Below are 19013 nucleotides of genomic sequence, written 5' to 3'. Positions count from 1 at the left end.
GGCTTAAGAGCCAGTATTTAAAAAGGTGAGGGAGTGGTAGCATTCGCTTTTATTTTTTTACGGTGCTTTTAAGACAATCAGGGAAATTCATAATGCATAGATACCCCATAATAGTCTGGCGCTAGATCGGTCGCGATATGCAACTGCTCATTATAGCTCTTGGTTAGGTACATACTGCTGGCAATCCCTAAAGCGGCACCAGCTAACACATCAGTAGCATCGTGCTCATCAGATTCTATGCGAGTATAAGCGACAAACCCTGCACCAACATAAGCGGGAATACTATATTCCAAACCATAACGTTTGTGGATAAAACTAGCGCCTTGAAAAGCTACTGAGACATGCCGTGAGGGAAATGAATCGTCATCACTACCATTAGGACGCTCTTTATCAATAGTCGACTTGAGCACTTGGGTTGCCGCAAGATTAGTAGCGAATGATTTATAAAATTGCTGACGACCTACTTTATCCTCTTTATAATAGGTGCTACCGTAGGCAAGCGCTGGGATGGCAACTGCGATGATATCACCTGCCAGCTCAAGATCAGAATTATCGGCAGCACAAATAGGACTGGCGAGGATTAAGCTTGAAGATAGCAACAGTAGCGAGGCTTGATTTTTATAGCGCATAGCCTTATTCCTAAAGATGTTTTTGCTTTAATTCTATTGTAAAGAGCATAATGCTATTATCAATTTCTTATCTGCTCATAAGTCATATTAAATGAGCTAGAACTGGTGTTACGGCAATGGTACCATTTGCGGCAATTGTACTATAAAGTACGGCTAATATCTGATTATCTACTACTAATAACTATTGATAATCAGTACTTGATAGCAACGAATAATAGTAACGACTGTTAGGCAAGTGTTTTTAACTAATAATGTAAGTTTAACCAATTACCTTAACAACAATAAGGCTAGACTATGATTTATCAATATTTGGATAAAACCCCTGAATTTGCCAGCCCGTTCAATGGATGGGTGGCGGATACGGCACGGGTCATTGGCGATGTGTATTTAGGTCATCAGGCTAGTGTCTGGTTTGGTGCGGTGATACGCGGGGACAACGAGCGTATCCATATCGGTGATTATAGTAATGTACAAGAGAATAGCGTGATTCATACTGATGCAGGTATTGAGGTTAAGATTGGCGATTATGTGACCATTGGCCATTTAGCGATGTTGCATGGCTGTGAAGTCGGTGATAATAGCTTAATCGGTATCGGCGCTGTGATATTGAATAACGCCAAAATCGGTAAAAACTGCATCATTGGTGCCAAAGCCTTAGTGACTGAAGGCAAAGAGATTCCCGATAACTCTCTCGTTATGGGTGCTCCTGCAAAAGTGGTCAAAACCCTAACGGATGAGCAAGCGGCACTATTAAAGCTATCAGCACTGCATTACGCGGATCGCTGTCAGAAGTTTAAAACGGGTCTTATTGAGGTTGAGCAGCCTGATTAGGGCGTACCCTCTTCAACGCTTATTTTTTAACTGATAACCTTATTATTTTGAGCACTATTTATGAAAATTTTAGCTTTATTCGACTTAGACCATACTTTACTTGACGTTGACAGTGACTACTTATGGGGCGAGTATATCGTCAATCATGGTCTTGTTGACGAGGCCGAGTACCGCACAGCCAATCAAAAGTTTTATGAAGAGTATATCGCAGGCACGCTTGATGCGACGGAGTACAATGAGTTTGTCGCCCAGTTTTTGACTAGCTTGCCAATGCCGCGTTTGCATGAGTTACGTGAAGATTATATCAAAACTGAAATTGAGCCGCATATCCGCCCAAAGGCGATGGAAGTATTGTGTCAGCACATTGAGCTGGGTCACGAGGTAGTTATCATCTCCGCTACTAATGACTTTGTAGTATCTGCGATTGCCAAGCGCTTTGGCATTGAAGATGGCAATGTACTATCGACACCGCTTGAGATAAAAGAGGATCGCTATACTGGCAAATTAGCTGATAAGCCAAACTTTAAAGAAGGTAAGATTTATCACTTGGACAAGTGGATTGGCAAGCAGCAACTGGCTGACATTCATTATGATAAAACCTACGCTTATTCTGATTCCAAAAACGACATTCCTCTGCTTGAGTGGGCGGATGTGGCTATCTGCGTGTCCCCTGATGACGCGCTACATGCGCACGCCCTAGCACATCGCTGGGCAGTTGAGGATTGGTCGATTTAGTTTATCATCATTAAGCAGTATCATTATAATAAGTAGTAGTGAAAGTTAGCTAAACATTTTACGTAAATCTCATTTAAAATAGTGCATCGTATTTTTAACACACACAGGAACACTTATGGAAATCAATCCGTATCAAGAACAAATCAAAGACTTATCTGAGCGTGGGCAGGATCTTCGGAGGTATCTTTGACTTTGATGGTAAGCAAGAGCGCTTAGAGGAAGTCAATTTAGAAATGGAAAGTCCTGAATTATGGAATGATCCAGAACGTGCGACGAAAATCAGTAAAGAAAAAAGTCATCTTGACGGTGTTATCGATGTGGTGGTCTCGCTTGAAACTACGCTAGAAGATGCTGCAGCGATGCTGGAGCTGGCCGTTGAAGAAGACGATGAATCACTACTAAAAGAGGTACAAGCAGAATTAGATAATGCTGAAAAACGCGTCGCTCACTTAGAGTTTCGTCGGATGTTTAGCGGTGAGATGGATTCCAATAACTGCTATTTAGATATTCAATCGGGTAGTGGTGGTACCGAAGCACAAGACTGGGCTGAAATGCTCTTGCGTATGTACACGCGTTGGGCGGAAGCGCACGGCTTTAAGGTTGAGGTGATTGAGACCTCATCAGGTAGCGTGGCGGGTATCAAGTCGGCGACTATCGAGATAAAAGGTGATTATGCCTTTGGTTGGTTGCGCACGGAGATTGGCGTGCATCGGTTAGTACGTAAGTCACCCTTTGATAGTAACAACGGTCGCCATACCTCATTTGCCGCTGTATTTGTCTCACCTGAGATTGACGATGATATCGAGATCGATATCAATCCAGCCGATTTACGTATTGATACCTATCGCTCATCGGGCGCAGGTGGTCAGCACGTTAATACCACAGATTCTGCAGTGCGGATCACTCATGAGCCAAGTGGCGTCGTTGTCACCTGTCAAAATGAGCGTAGCCAACACGGTAACAAAGCGACCGCGATGAAAATGCTACGCGCCAAACTCTATGAGCTGGAAATGCAAAAACGTATGGAGAGCCAGCAGGCCGTTGAGGATGGCAAGTCTGATGTCGGTTGGGGCAGTCAAATCCGCTCTTATGTCCTTGATGACTCGCGTATCAAAGATCTGCGGACTGGCGTTGAGACCTTTAATACAGGCGCAGTGCTCGATGGTGATTTGGATCAATTTATCGAAGCCAGCCTAAAAGCAGGATTGTAATTTTTATAATAATCATTAGCACAAACTATTCGTTCAAAACCAAAACTAATTTAAGGAAAGTTTATGCCAAGCGTTAATCAATATTTCGATAATAAAGTGACTTCTATTGCCTTTCAAACGAGCACTCTCCCTGCCACAGTCGGTGTTATGGAGATTGGTGAGTATGAATTTGGCACCAGTGAGTTTGAAACTATGAGTGTCGTTAGCGGTGCTCTAACTGTTAAGCTGCCTGAGAGCGATAACTGGCAAACTTTTAATGCTGGCGAGCAATTCACCGTTGAAGCTAATAAAAAATTTAACGTAAAAGTCGAAGTAGAAAGTGCTTATTTATGTGTTTATGGTCAATAGCAATTAAGATTTAATCGCTCTGATTTGAAAGTTTTTATAAACGCCAAGTGTTCAGCATTTGGCGTTTTTTTAGTTTTATTACGCCCAGCTTTTACACAGCCTTACATATTATCTGCGCCAAGCAAACAGTAATAATAGCAGTAGTTATTTATGCTAAAGCTCTGACTACCTCGAAAAAACATCGATCTAATACAAGGCGCATTATCTTATGGCAAAGTCTGCTGAGCAAGCTACTATCGACGATCTGCGTCATGACTATGAGCGCTTAGCCAAGCGCGCCAAACTGCGCTATGTTAGAGATGATGAGCCTGGCTTTGAGCGTCGCCGTCATGGGCGTGGCTTTACCTATCGGGATGCGACTGGCAATACCGTAAAATGCAAAAAACTACGTAAACGCTTTGATGCTTTGGTGATTCCACCGCTATGGTCAGAGGTGTGGATTTGCCAGGATGAAAAAGGTCATCTGCAATCAACAGGACGCGATGATAAAGCGCGTAAGCAATACTTGTATCATGAGCTATGGGATACGGTACGTGACCAAGCTAAATTCGATGCGATGCTAGGTTTTGCTGAAGCTTTGCCTAATCTGCGTGCGCAGGTTGAATTGGATTTAGAGGCTGAATCGTTGTCACGCGCTAATGTACTGGCAGCAGTGGTTAAACTATTAGAAACCACGCTCATTCGTATCGGTAATAGTCGCTATGCCAAGCTCAATAAAAGCTATGGTCTCAGCACCCTACGTAGTAAGCATGTCAGCGAAACAGATAATGGCTTGGCGTTTGATTTTGTGGGTAAAAGCGCGAAGACTCATCATATCGAATTGCAAGATGAGCGCTTAATTGACATTGTACAGGCATGCTCTGAGCTGCCAGGCTATCAGATATTTAAATATTTTGATGAGGACGGTGACAAGCAAGTCGTTGATAGCAGTGATATTAATACTTATTTACGCGAGCATCTTTGTGCTGATAGCAGTAGTGTTAATGACAGCGATGACAGTATCGATAAACGTTATAGTGCTAAAGACTTTCGGACATGGATGGCTAGTGTCTTAGCGGCGAGTTATCTTTATGATGAGTTGCAAACCTCTGATAACGAGGAGATACTAGCCAGCGAGCCTGATAGCAAGTCTAGGCAAAAACTGGTTACTGAGATGGTCAAAGAGGTGGCTGATGAATTAGGCAATACTCCAAGTGTTTGTCGCTCCTCTTATATCAATCCTATCATCATTGAGCAATTCTTGGCAGGACAGTTTTATGAGCCTTACAAGCAAGCTCGCCGTGGTCGCACCAAAAAGCATCAAAGTGTTGAGGAAAAAGCCTTGCTTGGGTTCTTGCATACTTTAGAGCAAAATCGTTTAGACTGATTGCCACTATTAAAAGATAATGGAGAGAAAATCATGCAAGTTCGGGATAATAGCTTTTTAGTAACAGGCGGTGCATCAGGTCTAGGTGAAGCAGTGGTACGCGGAATCAACGCGCAAGGCGGCAAAGTCGTTATAGCTGATCTAAATATAGAAGCAGGACAGGCATTAGTTAATGAGCTAGGTGACAAAGCGCGCTTTATTCGCTGCGATGTGACTAGTGGCATTGATGTACAAGCTGCTGTAAATTTGGCTGAAAAAGAGTTCGGTAGTCTGAATGGCTCTATCAACTGCGCTGGTATTGCAGTAGTACAAAAGCTACTAGATCGTGATAATAATCCCTCTAGTCTTGAGGATTTTAGCCGTGGCGTAACCATCAATCTTGTTGGGTCTTTTAATGTCGCGCGATTGGTAGCAGCTAGTATCGCTAAACGTGTCGCAGCTAATATGAGTCAAAGCGAAACTGAACAAAACGCTGATCAAGGCATTATTATCAATACCGCCTCTATCGCGGCCTATGATGGACAAGTCGGGCAGGCCAGTTATGCCTCATCCAAAGCAGGGGTTGTGGGTCTAACCCTACCATTAGCGCGTGAGCTGGCAAGGCATGGCATCCGAGTGATGACTATCGCGCCTGGTATATTTGCTACACCGATGATGAATAGCATTCCCGAAAAGGCACGCGAGCAGCTGGAGTCTGCCGTTCCGTATCCTAAGCGTTTAGGCGATCCTAATGAGTTTGCCAAACTAGTGCTACATATCATCGATAATGCCTATCTCAATGGGGAAGTCATTCGCTTAGATGGCGCGATTCGCATGGTGTAATCGATAGTGCTTAATTTATTCATAACTTTTGCACAAAACTTGCCCTAGATTTTTGTTATCTTATAACTTATGAGTTTTTTAAAATATTAATTATAATAAGTCACTACTATGTCATTTTCTCGTTTAAAAGCTTACAACATCAAGACTTCGCTATGGGCTACCGTCACGCTAATGTTTTTGGGGCTCATTAGCGTGAGCGCGATAACGTATGCTAAGAGCAGTACGAAAAATACGGCACAGCGAACCATCCTTACAGATGTCACTATTGATAAAGTCTTCGTCGATAAGTCTGAGCGCGTGTTGAAGTTATTAAGCGGTGATAAAGTGATTAAGACGTATCGTATAGCGCTTGGCGACAGTCCAGCAGGTCACAAACGACAGCAAGGTGACGAGCGTACGCCAACAGGCAGTTATAAGCTCGATTATAAAAACGAAAAATCTAAGTACTATCGCTCTATCCATGTCAGCTATCCCAACGCAAGCGACAAGGCGCAAGCCCGTAACCGTGGCGTCAGCCCAGGTGGCGATATTATGATTCACGGACAGCCAAATGGTTATGGGCATTTGGCCGAAACGACTCAGCAGCGTGATTGGACAGATGGTTGTATCGCCGTGACTGATGATGAGATGGATGAAATTATGTTGGTGTATAAAGCAGGGATGCCGATTGAGATTGTGGAGTAGTTTTTTCTTTTTAAGTGCTTTTTAAGTGTGAGCCACGGATCTAGTCAGTTCGAAATAAAATCTATACTTTGATATTAATGTGCAACTAGTATAAATTTTACTTGCGTGCTGTGTCTACGCTGACAGAGGCTGCGCAAAATTAATCCCAGTTGCACTGTATCGGTTTTAAAATGAATCAACTATAGCGTTTGTTCTTTATTGAGCAAGCGCTTTTTCTTAGATTTATAGTGCCGTATTTATCTTGAAATACTTTTTAAGTACGCTTATATACAAGCTGAGAATAATATCATTACTTCTAATAAGGTTTTATTGTTTAACTTGCTTGAAATGTAAGTGAAGCTACCTTATATAGAGGACAGACAACGGTAAGCTGTTTTATTAAATAGTGATAAAAATACGCTGCCGTAGGTATACATTGATACTAATTATAAAAGGATAATCACATGAGATTTGAGAAATTTACCCAGAAATTACAATCCGCTATTCAAGAAGCCCAAAGCCTAGCTTTAGGCCGTGATAATACGGGTATTGACCCTGTGCATTTATTGGCAGTGCTATTACAAGATGAAGCTAATCTGTCTATTTGTCAGCAGGCAGGTGCGTCTATTCCAGCACTCAAGAACGGTGTGGCAAAAGCGTTGAACAATCAAGCAACGATTAGCGATCCGACAGGTGACGTCAATCTAAATCCAAATTCAGTCAAAATATTGAACTTAGCTGATCGTCAAGCGCAAAAAGAGGGTGATGATTTTATTGCGACTGAATGGGTATTGTTGGCGCTCGCTGAGCAAGGCGAGACCAAAAAAATATTTGAAAGCGCAGGCGTGACAGCGGCGAAGCTAAAAGAAGTCATTGAGCAGCTGCGTGGCGATGAAACTGTGAATAACCAAAACGCTGAAGACCAGCGTGATGCGCTTAATAAATACACTATTAATCTGACTGAGCAAGCCGAGCTTGGCAAGCTGGATCCTGTAATCGGCCGTGATGAAGAGATTCGTCGTACCATTCAGGTGCTCTCACGCCGTACTAAAAACAACCCTGTATTGATCGGTGAGCCAGGCGTTGGTAAGACGGCTATCGTCGAAGGGCTGGCGCAAAAAATTATCAACGGTGAAGTGCCAGAGGGTATGCGTCACAAAGAAGTACTATCGCTAGATTTAGGTTCGCTGATCGCTGGTGCTAAGTTTCGCGGTGAGTTTGAAGAGCGTCTAAAAGCCGTTCTCAGTGATCTATCTAAGCAAGAAGGTAATGTCATCTTGTTTATTGATGAGCTGCATACCTTAGTCGGTGCAGGTAAAGCCGATGGCGCGATGGATGCAGGTAATATGCTCAAGCCTGCACTAGCTCGCGGTGAGTTGCATTGCGTTGGTGCAACAACTCTAGACGAATACCGTCAATATATTGAAAAAGACGCTGCTCTTGAGCGCCGCTTCCAAAAGGTTCTCGTTGATGAGCCAACGGTAGAGGACACAATTGCGATTTTGCGTGGACTCAAAGAGCGTTATGAGCTACACCATGCAGTCAGTATTCAAGATAGCGCGATTATTGCTGCGGCGCGGATGAGTCATCGCTATATTACCGATCGCAAATTGCCTGATAAAGCCATCGATCTGATCGATGAAGCGGCCAGTCGCTTGCGTATGGAGATGGATAGTAAGCCTGAGTCACTAGGCAAGTTAGATAGTCGCTTAATTCAGCTAAAAATGGAGCGTGAAGCACTCAAAGGCGAAGAAGATGCTGGCGCTAAGGCCGAAACTAAACTACTCGATACACAGATAGAAGGAATAGAGCGAGAGCTTGCTGACTTAACAGAGATTTGGCAAGCAGAAAAAGCATTGGTTGAAGGCAGTAAACAGCATAAAGAGGACTTGGACAAAGCCCGTATACAGTTAGAAAAAGTGACTCGTGAAGGTGACGTGGCCGAGATGTCACGACTCAAATATGGGGTGATACCTGAGCTTGAAAAGCAAATTGCTACTCTTGATTCGGCAGAGCAAAAAGAGCAGAACGGTGAGCCTATCGAAATCAAACTGCTACGTAACAAAGTCACCGATAACGAGATTGCCGAAGTGGTCAGCGCTGCAACAGGGATACCTGTTAATAAAATGATGCAGGGCGAGCGTGATAAATTGCTGGCGATGGAAGATAAGCTCCATGAGCGCGTTATTGGTCAAGATGAAGCGGTTGAGTCCGTCGCCAATGCAGTACGTCGTAGCCGGGCAGGGTTATCAGATCCCAATCGTCCGTCAGGCTCATTTTTATTCCTAGGACCTACAGGAGTTGGTAAAACGGAATTGACCAAATCGCTGGCGAATTTCCTATTTGATTCAGAGGATTCACTAGTAAGAATTGATATGAGCGAGTATATGGAAAAGCACAGCGTCAGTCGTTTAGTGGGCGCGCCTCCTGGCTATGTTGGTTATGAAGAAGGCGGGGCACTCACCGAAGCGGTACGTCGTAAGCCTTATAGCGTTGTGTTATTCGATGAAGTCGAAAAAGCGCATCCTGATGTGTTTAATATTTTACTGCAAGTATTGGATGATGGTCGTCTAACCGACTCGCAAGGTCGAGTCGTCGACTTTAAAAACACCGTTATCATCATGACTAGTAATTTAGGCTCGCATAAGATCCAAGAGATGGTTGGCGAGAGTTATGAAGACATCAAGTCTGAGGTCATGGACTCAGTGGGCGAGCATTTCCGTCCTGAGTTCGTTAACCGTATTGATGAGATTGTGGTGTTCCATGCCTTAGGCCAAGCGCAAATGGCAGGTATTGCCGATATTCAGATGGAGCGTTTACGTAGCCGCTTGCAAGAGCGTGAGCTCGATATAGCCTTGAGTGATGAGGCGATGAATCAGCTGGTTGCGGTGGGTTATGACCCTGTCTATGGCGCGCGCCCTCTGAAACGTGCCATTCAGCAGGAGATCGAAAATCCACTCTCATTGAAGCTGCTGGCAGGTGATTTTGTCGCAGGCGATATCATCAAAGTTGACGTTGGTGACAATGATAAGCTGACTTTTAACAAGCTTAGAATGAGTTAGTTTTCCTTTTACGTACATCCCTTAATAAACAAAATAACCCCTTACTTGCAATAGCAAATAAGGGGTTATTTTTTTACCTTCTAAGTATTAACATTGTGCTATAAATAAACTAAATGCAAAATATTTTTATAGATTCAATAAGGATAGATAACATGATAACGCCTAAGCTTATAAGTGTACCTTTAGCCTTACCTTTAGCCTTACCTTTAGCCGTAATGGCACTACTCTTTAGTACAGCCGCTTGCTCCGACTCTTCGACAGACACTACGCTAACAGAAACTCGTAGCGTAAAAACTAGCGATCAAAGTGATAAAAGTAGTCAAGTTGCTGACCAAGTTAATGATAAAAAACCTAGCTTTACCACTCAAGCGATAGCGACCTTCGATGAGCCATGGGCGATGACCGCATTACCCAAACAGGACGATTCACCACCTAAGCTATTAGTTACTCAAAAGACAGGTGAGCTGTTTATTGTCGATACTGAGTCAGGTATAAAAACAGCTGTCAGCGCTGTGCCAAAAGTCGCTTATGGCGGGCAAGGTGGTTTGGGTGATATTATTCTGGCGCCAGACTTTGCCGCGACTAACAGGGTTTATCTAAGCTATGTTGAAGCAGGTGAAGGAAGTGATAGTAATATATTTGGTGCAAAAGTTATCAGCGCGAAACTGATGGGATTGAATAGTAATTCGCCAAGTTTGACGGCCATTATGCCTATTTGGCAGCAGACGCCAAAGGTTAAAGGTCAAGGGCATTACAGCCACCGTTTGCTGTTTTCGACTGATGGAAAATATTTATATATCAGCTCAGGTGATAGACAAAAACAAGATCCAGCGCAAGATATGAGTGTCAATTTAGGCAAGATAATAAGGTTAAGTCCTGATGGTTCCGTGCCGATGGATAATCCATTTTTTGACAATGATAGTAAAGTCGCCCAGCAATTTTGGACGCTGGGCAATCGTAATGTATTAGGTATGGCATTTGACGATAGTGGTAGATTGTGGGCCAATGAGATGGGCCCACGCGGCGGTGATGAGCTGAACTTAATTGAAAAAGGTAGTAATTATGGCTGGCCTGTGGTGTCAAACGGGCGCAATTACTCAGGTATTGATATACCTGATCATGATACGCAGCCTGATTTTACAGCGCCCAAAATCAGTTGGACACCAGTCATCTCACCCTCTTCTATGAGTATTTATAGGTCTGGAATCTATAATGATTTTCCAGCGTGGCAGGGTAATGCCTTGGTTAGCGGCTTGTCATCACAAGCTTTGATCGTTGTTAACTTGAAGGGTCTTAACGCCTCTGAGCGTTACCGCTATGACATGGGCAAACGTATGCGCAATGTGTTAGTGGTAGAGGGGCAAGTGTGGGCATTAGAAGATGGCAATGGTGGCAAATTACTAAAGTTACTACCAAATTAAGCCTAATTGCCATTCAATAAAATTGCTGACCACTCAGTTACTTAATGCTTGTTTTACTATTGGTGTTAAGCTAAGTTATTGAAAATATTTTGATTATTATATGGTTTTAATTTTTAAGGCTTATTGATAATTAGTAATCAGTTTGTTACAGTAACTTTCCTTAAAAATTGAGAATCAACGATGGATCATGTGAAAGTGGGCAGATTGGGTCCGTTTCCAAAAGTAAGTAAACCTGTTTTTGTTACCTCAGCGCTGCTTATTGTTGGATTTATTATTTTCGGTGTATTTTTTACCGAAATGGCTGGAGCTTTATTTAGTTATTTACAAAGTTTTATTACTAATAAATTTGGTTGGATGTTCATTATTTTGATGAACACCGCGCTAGTTTTTTGTATTTATTTAGCAGCGAGCCGATACGGTGATATTCGTTTAGGCAACCAAACAGAACAACCACAGTACAGCTTGTTCTCATGGATTGGGATGCTGTTCTCCGCGGGTATCGGTATTGGCCTTGTCTATTGGGGAACGGCTGAGCCTTTATATCACTTTATGGCGCCTCCATTAGGTGAGGCTCAAACCGTTGAGGCCGCCAAACTTGCAATGAATATCTCCTTTATGCATTGGGGATTACATGCTTGGGCGATCTATACTATAGTGGCGCTATCGCTGGCCTATTTTCATTTTCGCCGTGGACTGCCGCTATCTATTCGCTCAACGCTATATCCAATATTGGGTAAAAAGATATATGGTGGTTGGGGGCATACCGTCGACATCTTAGCCGTATTTGGTACGATGTTTGGTGTTGTGACTTCATTAGGTCTTGGGGTGATGCAGATTAACTCAGGCCTTGAGAATTTATTTGGTATTCCAAACTCGTTGACTGTACAATTTATCATTATCGCTTTTGTGACGGCTTTAGCTTGCGGATCGCTGATGCTAGGGCTGGATAAAGGTATTAAGCGCTTAAGTGATATCAATATGGGCTTTACAGGCGTGCTACTCGCCTTTATGGTTATTTTGGGCCCAACCTTATTTATCTTTGATAGCTTTATTGAAAACATCGGTAACTATTTGGTGGCTATGATACCGCTATCGACATGGGGTGAGTCTTATAGCAATACTGACTGGCAGAGTGGTTGGACGATATTTTATTGGGCGTGGTGGGTAAGTTGGGCACCGTTCGTTGGTATATTTATTGCGCGTATTAGTCGCGGTCGTACTATCCGTGAGTTTGTGTTGGGTGTGCTATTGATTCCAATGCTGATTTTGTTCTTTTGGTTTACTACCTTTGGCGGTGTTGCTATTCATATGGAGCTATTAGCGGCTCTTGATCCTGCGCTTGTCAGTCCAGGATTGGTTGAAGCGGTACAAGCGGATACGGGCAGTGCTATTTTTAAATTGGTTGAATATTACCCTCTAACCAAGCCCATAACGCTCTTAATTGTGATTATGATTGTGCTTTGGTTTGTGACGTCATCGGATTCAGCCAGTTTCGTCATTGATATGCTAACCGCAGGTGGTGATACTAACCCACCTAAGATTCAGCGCTTGTTTTGGGCGACGATGGAAGGTTTTATTGCGGCGATATTATTAGCAGCAGGTGGACTTGGCGCATTACAAGCCGCCGCTATTGTAGCGGGACTACCCTTTGCTATAGTTATATTTGTGATGATGTACGCGCTATGGCGTGGTTTAGGTCGAGATCGACTCATACTTTATCGTGCTGAACAGCGCTTTATTACGGCAGAGTCAGTTGATCATAATACCGCTGATGAATTCATTGATGAGGAATATCTTAAGGGTCCGCCTAAGATTGTAAAAGGTGACTAAGTTATAACTAAGATATAAGCGGTTAAGCTCATTTATAAACTCATCTTAACAGTGCCACAATGTTTTTTTAATTATTGATTTAAAGACAAAGCCCCAAGATACCTTGCTATCTTGGGGCTTTTTTACTTGCTAAAACTGCCAAGTTTTGTATCAAGTTTGATAGTTAGGTTATAACTTGTTAAGGTATGCCACTTAAAAATTTGAGACGATACTTTCGAGACAATATTATGGATCATGTAAAAGTTGGCCGCTTGGGCCCTTTTCCACGGGTAAGTAAACCTGTGTTTTTGACTTCTGCAATACTGATTATTGCCTTTATTATTTTTGGTGCATTTTTTAATGAGCAGGCTGAGTTAGTTTTTAATCAAGCCAAAGCCTTTGTATCAGTACGTTTTGGCTGGTTTTTTATTGTCGTGGTCAATCTTGCATTGGTTATGAGTATTTACATGATCTTTAGTCGCTACGGTGACATTAGGCTTGGTCATCAGACAGAAAGGCCTGAATACAATCTCATTTCTTGGATTGGCATGTTATTCTCAGCAGGGATTGGTATTGGTCTGCTGTACTGGGGTACTGCTGAGCCGCTGTATCATTTTATGGCACCGCCATTGGGGACGCCTGAGACGGTGGAAGCCGCCAAACTTGCAATGAATATCTCATTTTTGCATTACGGTTTTCATGTGTGGGCGATCTATGGCATGGTGGCTTTGGCTTTGGCTTATTTTCACTATCGTGTCGGTTTGCCTTTAGCGATTCGCTCAACGTTATATCCGCTAATCGGCAAAAAAATCTACGGCCCTATGGGTCATACGGTCGATACTTTAGCGGTATTCGGAACGATGTTTGGGGTGGTGACGACTTTAGGTTTAGGCGTATTACAGATCAACTCGGGTCTTAATGCTTTATTTGGTATTCCTAATAATATTACGGTACAGATTATCCTGATTGCTTTTATCACTATGCTAGCAGGGCTATCCTTATTCATGGGATTAGATAAAGGCATCAAACGCTTAAGTGATATCAATATCTTATTTACCGTAGTACTGCTTAGCTTTGTGATTATCTTAGGGCCTACGCAGTTTATTTTTAATAGCTTTGTCGAGAATATCGGTAATTATCTGCACCAAGTTATCCCACTTGGCATGTGGACTGAGTCTTACAATGGCGAAGAGAACTGGCAGTCGTCGTGGACGATATTTTACTGGGCATGGTGGATTAGCTGGTCGCCATTTGTAGGCGTATTCGTGGCGCGTATCTCTCGTGGTCGTACTATCCGTGAGTTTATACTAGGGGTTTTATTAATCCCTATCACGATTTTATTCTTGTGGTTTACAGCGTTTGGTGGCGCGGCGGTACATTTAGAGATGTTAGCAGCCGCTGATCCTACTATGGCAAGTCCTGGTCTTATCGAAGCGGTAAAAGCCGATACAGGTAGCGCTATCTTTAAGCTTATGGAGTCTTATCCGTTAACCTCAGCGGTTAACTTGCTTATTGTGATTATGATTGTACTGTGGTTTGTGACTTCATCGGATTCAGCCAGTTTTGTCATCGACATGCTGACCTCAGGAGGTGATACTAATCCGCCAAAGATTCAGCGTCTATTTTGGGCAGGTACAGAAGGGGTTATCGCAGCGGTACTATTAGCGGCTGGTGGACTTGGCGCACTGCAAGCGGCCTCGATTGTTTCAGGTTTCCCGTTTGCGATAGTCATCGTGATTATGATGTACTCGCTACTGCGTGGCCTGAGTCGCGATCATTTGATTCTCTATCGTAATCAGCAGTGGTTTACCACCGAAGAATCAGCCGAGCACAATTCTGCCAATGAGTTCCGTGATGAAGAGTTATTAACAGGACCACCTGATATCGAAAAAGATAATTAATAATAAGTCGTCTTATGAAACTAAAAAGCCCTAGCTTATAAGTAAGCTGGGGCTTTTTTTATTAAAAACTATCGTATCAGAAGATTTATAAGGGGCTATAGCTGTTAAAAATTACTGAATAACAAAACTAAATGCATTCACCCTTCACATAACCCTCTGCCTCTGGCGTCGCACATGCCGAGCAAGCATTGCTAGCAGTGCGCAAGCTGACTACAGAAGAAACTAGGGACTTGACGCAAACGGGTTCGTATTGTGCTGTACAGGTGGTATTCGCTGGATTAAAAGGGGGACACATATAGAAGGCTCCAGTGCTTGGCATTTGATTGCCAGCAGTAGGGGTAGGAATGGATGTAGTATCAGGCGTGACAATAGTGGCCATTTCGCTACAGCCTGCCAAACCAAATATCAATGACAAACATAATGCCGAGCAAGAACCAACCAAAAACTGCCATGAAGTTGTTAAAATTTTACTAGACATAGTACCTCCTCGTTTATAAATTAGTTAACGCCCGGTTATTTCTAATTTACTATAGCTCTTTTTGTTAGAAATTGTAAGACAGTCATATTAAAGATAGTTGATGGACAATAAATAAATTTGCCAATGCCTTTTGGTATAAAAAAAGCCTATCTTATAGATAGGCTCTTCAATATATGAATAGTGATATTGCTAATTAAGACTGTTTTTCAATATTAATGTATTTTTCAAAATTCTGTGCATAATCCGTTAAGTTATCACTGAGCATCTGACGATATTGCTTGGTATAAAACTCAACGATGTCATCTTTTTCTTGAGCAAAGTCATCGCCTTTTACAAAGCCGATTGAGGCCACAGAAGCACTATAGCGCGCTGCTGCATAGAGTAGGGAAGCACCGACTTGACCTGAATGCGCATTGTCACCTAATTGACTATTAGCGACACCAATTATCTCATCGGCACGTTGATAAAACGCTTGCATTTCAGGGGTGATCTCAACGCTTGAATCAGCATTATTGTTTTCAATGTCATTTTGAGCCATAAGAGTGTCCTAATAAATATAAGGGATAGCGTTACTTATTTTGATTATACTAAGTTTTTGATCAGACCAAGTTTTTGATCATGTCAGGTTTTTGATCGTATTAAAAGGTTATAAACCAGCATCCGCTTTTAGCATTTCAGCTTTGTCGGTTTTTTCCCAAGTAAAGGCAGTCTCAGAGCCTTCGCGACCAAAATGACCAAAGGTAGAAGTCTGCTGGTACATAGGCTGCAACAAGTTTAGCATACGGGTGATGCCATAGGGGCGCAAATCAAAATGCTTACGAATAAGATGAATGATCTCATCATTATCGATCTTATTGGTACCAAAGGTATTGATAGAGATAGAAGTCGGCTCTGCCACGCCAATCGCGTAACTAATCTGCACTTCACAGCGATCCGCAATACCAGCGGCGACGATATTTTTGGCGACATAACGCACCGCGTAAGCGGCACTACGATCGACTTTAGAAGGATCTTTACCACTAAAAGCACCACCGCCATGACGCGCCATACCGCCATAAGTATCGACGATGATCTTGCGACCCGTCAAGCCTGCATCGCCAACAGGGCCACCGATGACGAATTTTCCTGTTGGATTGATATGATAGCGCGTGCCTTTATGCAATAAATCTGCTGGCAGTACCTGCTTAATGATGTTTTCCATTATCGCCTCTTGCAGATCTGTCTGTGAAATGCTCGGATCATGCTGAGTCGATAGTACAACCGCGTCGATAGCGACAGGACGATTGCCATCATACTTGAGCGTTACTTGCGCTTTGGCATCAGGACGTAGCCAAGGTAGCTCACCTGCACGGCGCAATTCGGACTGACGCTGCATCAAGCGATGCGCGTATTCGATAGGCGCTGGCATCAGCACTTGAGTCTCGTTGCTCGCATAGCCAAACATCAGACCTTGATCGCCTGCACCTTGCTCTTCTGGATTCTGACGGTCAACGCCTTGTGCAATCTCAGGCGACTGCTTGCCCAGCATATTGATAATCGCACAAGTTTCGCCATCAAAGCCAAGGTCTGAATGATGATAACCAATGCCATTTACGGTATCACGGACGATACGCTCAAAGTCAATGTTGGCTGTAGTTGTAATTTCACCCGCTAACACTACTGCGCCCGTTTTGACTAAAGTCTCACAAGCGACACGCGCATTGATGTCTTCTCGCAAAATAGCATCAAGTATAGCATCGGAGATTTGATCAGCCATTTTATCAGGATGGCCTTCACTTACAGATTCTGAGGTAAATAAATTGTATTCACGCATAGTAGGATCGCTTAATTGCAGGGACTGTTATTAGATATTCAATAATTTTCAAAGATAATTAGAAAAAGTGAGTCAAAAAAATTACCATATCTTACCGTGATTTTGACTAAAACTCTAGGCTAGGTTTGATAATAGCCGACCAGCGCTAGCAAAGCTGCGATTACTGGAGGGCATAGCCGTTGCTTTGATACTCGTGCTATTTTGATATCTATATCATGGATGAAATAAGAGTCAATCAATCTAGCGTTTCAAAGCTATCAAAAAATAGTCGAAAGTTAATAGCTATAGCTCTAAAAAATCAGCTTTATCTTTAAACATGCACTCATCATAGACAGGGCACTTGCCACATTTAGGCGTACGCGCTTGACAAGTATAGCGCCCATGTAAGATCAAATAATGATGGGCATCTATCATCATGTCTTCAGGTATGCGCGCGACCAGTTTTTGCTCAACGATCAATACGTTTTTGCCAGTGGCAAGGCCAGTACGATTACCGACGCGGAAGATGTGAGTATCAACCGCCATAGTAGGCTGTCCAAAGCCAGTATTCAATACGACGTTAGCTGTTTTGCGACCGACGCCCGCCAGCGACTCTAGATCTTTACGATTGTCGGGAACAGTACTGTCAAATTTGTCTATTAGATCACGGCAAGTCTTAATAACGTTTTTTGCTTTAGCATTATAAAGGCCAATATTTTTGATGTAGGGAATAAGACCTTCGACGCCTAATGCCCATATGGCTTCAGGGGTGTTTGCCACAGGATAGAGCTGATCGGTGGAAATATTGACACTAATGTCAGTCGCTTGGGCGGAAAGAATCACCGCGATAAGTAGCTCAAAGTTGCTATCAAAACGCAGCTCTGTGACCGGCTCTTCAATCGTCGCCGCTAGCTTTTCAAAGAATGGCCTAACGTTACGCATAGGCATAAGCCGTGACGGCGGGGTATCTGCGGTTTTATATTTGACGGTTTTACTCATAATTGTTGTTATCTAATCATTAATATCTAGGCGAATTAAGAGGGCTTGTTTTCAGTGTTTAAAGCAGAGCCAGTTCTGTCTTTAGAGCGTCAAGCTCTTCTTGTTTGGTAGCATTGGTACGGACACTGATCTGCTTTTCTAGCTTTTTAATTTTACTACGCAATTTTGCTGCTGCAATAGTGTCCTTTGCTTGCTGCTCGCTTATATCGAGACTTTGACTGGCCGCATTATTCAACTTAGCCTCAACCATGCTGACGACGGGTCTAGCATTGCTACTATCGGCAAGCTGCTCAGTTACCCGATTAAGATGAGTATGATAACGCAAGCGCAGATCGTTTTGTTCTTGCATGCGCTCATCAATAGTCAGCTCACGCTCAATGACGACTAAATCGATACAATCAACAGGGCAAGGGGCTATACATAACTCGCAGCCCGTGCACAGGTCAGTGAAGATGGTATGCATATGCTTGCCCGTACCGACTATCGCGTCAACAGGACAGGCGGGAATGCATTTTGTACAGCCGATACAGTCATCCTCACGGATAATAGCGCGTACCTCTGTAGGGCGCTGTGATGATAAGTCTAGAGGCCATTTTGATGGCTCAGCGCTCAGTGACCCTTTATCATCCGCCTCAATAATTAAGGCAATAGCGTCGGTCACTGGCTGACCACCAGGCACACATTTATTGTAGGGTTCGCCATCTACAACAATAGCTGTTGCATAGGGCAGACAGCCGTCAGGGTGCTCGCATAGACCACATTGAGTCTGTGGCAGACAGGCGTCAATAAGCGCTATTCTTTGTTGTACTGCTAGCGGCATGGTCTCAATCGTTAGCGTATCAAATAGCAGTGGTAGCTTGTCTAAGCGCTTATTATTAGGAAGGAGGGTCGAGTTATTTGGCATCTGATTACTGGCCTATAGGCTGGTATAAAAGTAGTCGCTATG

General features: G+C 43.2%; 17 protein-coding genes. 11 read left to right on the top strand and 6 right to left on the bottom strand.

Features of this window, described 5'->3' with window-relative positions:
- Positions 1–77: 77 nt before the first annotated feature.
- Positions 78–629, bottom strand: a complete 552-nt coding sequence (locus ACR63T_RS08605; protein WP_472783701.1) for a phosphatase PAP2 family protein — start codon at positions 627–629, stop codon at positions 78–80.
- A 294-nt stretch (positions 630–923) separates the two neighbouring features.
- Here ACR63T_RS08605 and ACR63T_RS08600 point away from each other — a divergent pair, with 294 nt between their 5' ends.
- The 11 genes from ACR63T_RS08600 to ACR63T_RS08550 all read left to right on the top strand — a co-directional run bounded on the left by ACR63T_RS08600 (position 924) and on the right by ACR63T_RS08550 (position 14798).
- Positions 924–1460, top strand: a complete 537-nt coding sequence (locus ACR63T_RS08600; RefSeq protein WP_472783700.1) for a gamma carbonic anhydrase family protein — start codon at positions 924–926, stop codon at positions 1458–1460.
- A gap of 60 nt (positions 1461–1520) precedes the next feature.
- The gene (locus ACR63T_RS08595) at positions 1521–2195 is read left to right on the top strand and encodes an HAD family hydrolase (RefSeq protein WP_201569460.1); all 675 of its coding nucleotides are present in this window, start codon (positions 1521–1523) and stop codon (positions 2193–2195) included.
- Between the two features lie 115 nt (positions 2196–2310).
- Positions 2311–3406 (top strand): peptide chain release factor 2 gene (prfB, locus tag ACR63T_RS08590; RefSeq protein WP_472783699.1). Its coding sequence is split into 2 segments (ribosomal slippage): positions 2311–2382 and positions 2384–3406, totalling 1095 coding nucleotides; the frame shifts between segments, so codons are not numbered across the junction.
- Positions 3407–3469: 63 nt separating this feature from the next.
- Entirely contained in the window at positions 3470–3754 is a 285-nt protein-coding gene (gene ppnP / locus ACR63T_RS08585; protein ID WP_472783698.1) for a pyrimidine/purine nucleoside phosphorylase, read from the top strand.
- A gap of 208 nt (positions 3755–3962) precedes the next feature.
- Positions 3963–5120: a DNA topoisomerase IB gene (locus ACR63T_RS08580; RefSeq protein ID WP_472783697.1), complete on the top strand. Its 1158-nt coding sequence runs from the start codon at positions 3963–3965 to the stop codon at positions 5118–5120.
- 33 nt (positions 5121–5153) lie between these two features.
- The gene (locus ACR63T_RS08575; RefSeq protein WP_472783696.1) at positions 5154–5942 is read left to right on the top strand and encodes an SDR family NAD(P)-dependent oxidoreductase; all 789 of its coding nucleotides are present in this window, start codon (positions 5154–5156) and stop codon (positions 5940–5942) included.
- A gap of 108 nt (positions 5943–6050) precedes the next feature.
- Positions 6051–6626: a L,D-transpeptidase family protein gene (locus ACR63T_RS08570; RefSeq protein ID WP_472783695.1), complete on the top strand. Its 576-nt coding sequence runs from the start codon at positions 6051–6053 to the stop codon at positions 6624–6626.
- Between the two features lie 443 nt (positions 6627–7069).
- A complete protein-coding gene (clpB, locus tag ACR63T_RS08565) occupies positions 7070–9667 on the top strand; it encodes an ATP-dependent chaperone ClpB (RefSeq protein ID WP_472783694.1) in 2598 nt (865 codons plus the stop codon).
- A gap of 152 nt (positions 9668–9819) precedes the next feature.
- On the top strand, positions 9820–11088 hold the full coding sequence (locus tag ACR63T_RS08560; RefSeq protein WP_472783693.1) for a PQQ-dependent sugar dehydrogenase: 1269 nt from the start codon (positions 9820–9822) through the stop codon (positions 11086–11088).
- 180 nt (positions 11089–11268) lie between these two features.
- Positions 11269–12918: a BCCT family transporter gene (locus ACR63T_RS08555; protein WP_305898445.1), complete on the top strand. Its 1650-nt coding sequence runs from the start codon at positions 11269–11271 to the stop codon at positions 12916–12918.
- Positions 12919–13145: 227 nt separating this feature from the next.
- Positions 13146–14798 (top strand): BCCT family transporter, encoded by a 1653-nt coding sequence (locus ACR63T_RS08550; RefSeq protein ID WP_305898444.1) that lies wholly within the window; start codon positions 13146–13148, stop codon positions 14796–14798.
- A 127-nt stretch (positions 14799–14925) separates the two neighbouring features.
- On the opposite strand, the gene ACR63T_RS08545 is transcribed toward ACR63T_RS08550, so the two are convergent.
- From ACR63T_RS08545 to ACR63T_RS08525, 5 genes are all read right to left on the bottom strand, one after another.
- Positions 14926–15276, bottom strand: coding sequence for a hypothetical protein (locus tag ACR63T_RS08545; protein WP_305898443.1), 351 nt, complete (start codon positions 15274–15276; stop codon positions 14926–14928).
- A gap of 193 nt (positions 15277–15469) precedes the next feature.
- A complete protein-coding gene (locus ACR63T_RS08540) occupies positions 15470–15814 on the bottom strand; it encodes a DUF3144 domain-containing protein (RefSeq protein ID WP_305898442.1) in 345 nt (114 codons plus the stop codon).
- 108 nt (positions 15815–15922) lie between these two features.
- Positions 15923–17089 (bottom strand): methionine adenosyltransferase, encoded by a 1167-nt coding sequence (gene metK / locus ACR63T_RS08535; RefSeq protein WP_472783692.1) that lies wholly within the window; start codon positions 17087–17089, stop codon positions 15923–15925.
- A gap of 282 nt (positions 17090–17371) precedes the next feature.
- Entirely contained in the window at positions 17372–18067 is a 696-nt protein-coding gene (gene nth, locus ACR63T_RS08530; RefSeq protein ID WP_472783691.1) for an endonuclease III, read from the bottom strand.
- A 58-nt stretch (positions 18068–18125) separates the two neighbouring features.
- Positions 18126–18971: an RnfABCDGE type electron transport complex subunit B gene (locus tag ACR63T_RS08525; protein ID WP_201569436.1), complete on the bottom strand. Its 846-nt coding sequence runs from the start codon at positions 18969–18971 to the stop codon at positions 18126–18128.
- Positions 18972–19013: the final 42 nt, after the last annotated feature.

This window comes from Psychrobacter sp. M17(2026) (assembly GCF_055699815.1).
The sequence above is the reverse complement of the archived record's forward strand: the minus strand, read 5'-3'. Positions and strand labels throughout refer to the sequence as shown.

Excerpts from the sequence above, each read along its gene's own strand:
- ACR63T_RS08605 (WP_472783701.1), bottom strand. The coding sequence starts at position 629 with ATGCGCTATAAAAATCAAGCCTCGCTACTGTTGCTATCTTCAAGCTTA.
- ACR63T_RS08600 (WP_472783700.1), top strand. The coding sequence starts at position 924 with ATGATTTATCAATATTTGGATAAAACCCCTGAATTTGCCAGCCCGTTC.
- ACR63T_RS08595 (WP_201569460.1), top strand. The coding sequence starts at position 1,521 with ATGAAAATTTTAGCTTTATTCGACTTAGACCATACTTTACTTGACGTT.
- ppnP (WP_472783698.1), top strand. The coding sequence starts at position 3,470 with ATGCCAAGCGTTAATCAATATTTCGATAATAAAGTGACTTCTATTGCC.
- ACR63T_RS08580 (WP_472783697.1), top strand. The coding sequence starts at position 3,963 with ATGGCAAAGTCTGCTGAGCAAGCTACTATCGACGATCTGCGTCATGAC.
- ACR63T_RS08575 (WP_472783696.1), top strand. The coding sequence starts at position 5,154 with ATGCAAGTTCGGGATAATAGCTTTTTAGTAACAGGCGGTGCATCAGGT.
- ACR63T_RS08570 (WP_472783695.1), top strand. The coding sequence starts at position 6,051 with ATGTCATTTTCTCGTTTAAAAGCTTACAACATCAAGACTTCGCTATGG.
- clpB (WP_472783694.1), top strand. The coding sequence starts at position 7,070 with ATGAGATTTGAGAAATTTACCCAGAAATTACAATCCGCTATTCAAGAA.
- ACR63T_RS08560 (WP_472783693.1), top strand. The coding sequence starts at position 9,820 with ATGATAACGCCTAAGCTTATAAGTGTACCTTTAGCCTTACCTTTAGCC.
- ACR63T_RS08555 (WP_305898445.1), top strand. The coding sequence starts at position 11,269 with ATGGATCATGTGAAAGTGGGCAGATTGGGTCCGTTTCCAAAAGTAAGT.
- ACR63T_RS08550 (WP_305898444.1), top strand. The coding sequence starts at position 13,146 with ATGGATCATGTAAAAGTTGGCCGCTTGGGCCCTTTTCCACGGGTAAGT.
- ACR63T_RS08545 (WP_305898443.1), bottom strand. The coding sequence starts at position 15,276 with ATGTCTAGTAAAATTTTAACAACTTCATGGCAGTTTTTGGTTGGTTCT.
- ACR63T_RS08540 (WP_305898442.1), bottom strand. The coding sequence starts at position 15,814 with ATGGCTCAAAATGACATTGAAAACAATAATGCTGATTCAAGCGTTGAG.
- metK (WP_472783692.1), bottom strand. The coding sequence starts at position 17,089 with ATGCGTGAATACAATTTATTTACCTCAGAATCTGTAAGTGAAGGCCAT.
- nth (WP_472783691.1), bottom strand. The coding sequence starts at position 18,067 with ATGAGTAAAACCGTCAAATATAAAACCGCAGATACCCCGCCGTCACGG.
- ACR63T_RS08525 (WP_201569436.1), bottom strand. The coding sequence starts at position 18,971 with ATGCCAAATAACTCGACCCTCCTTCCTAATAATAAGCGCTTAGACAAG.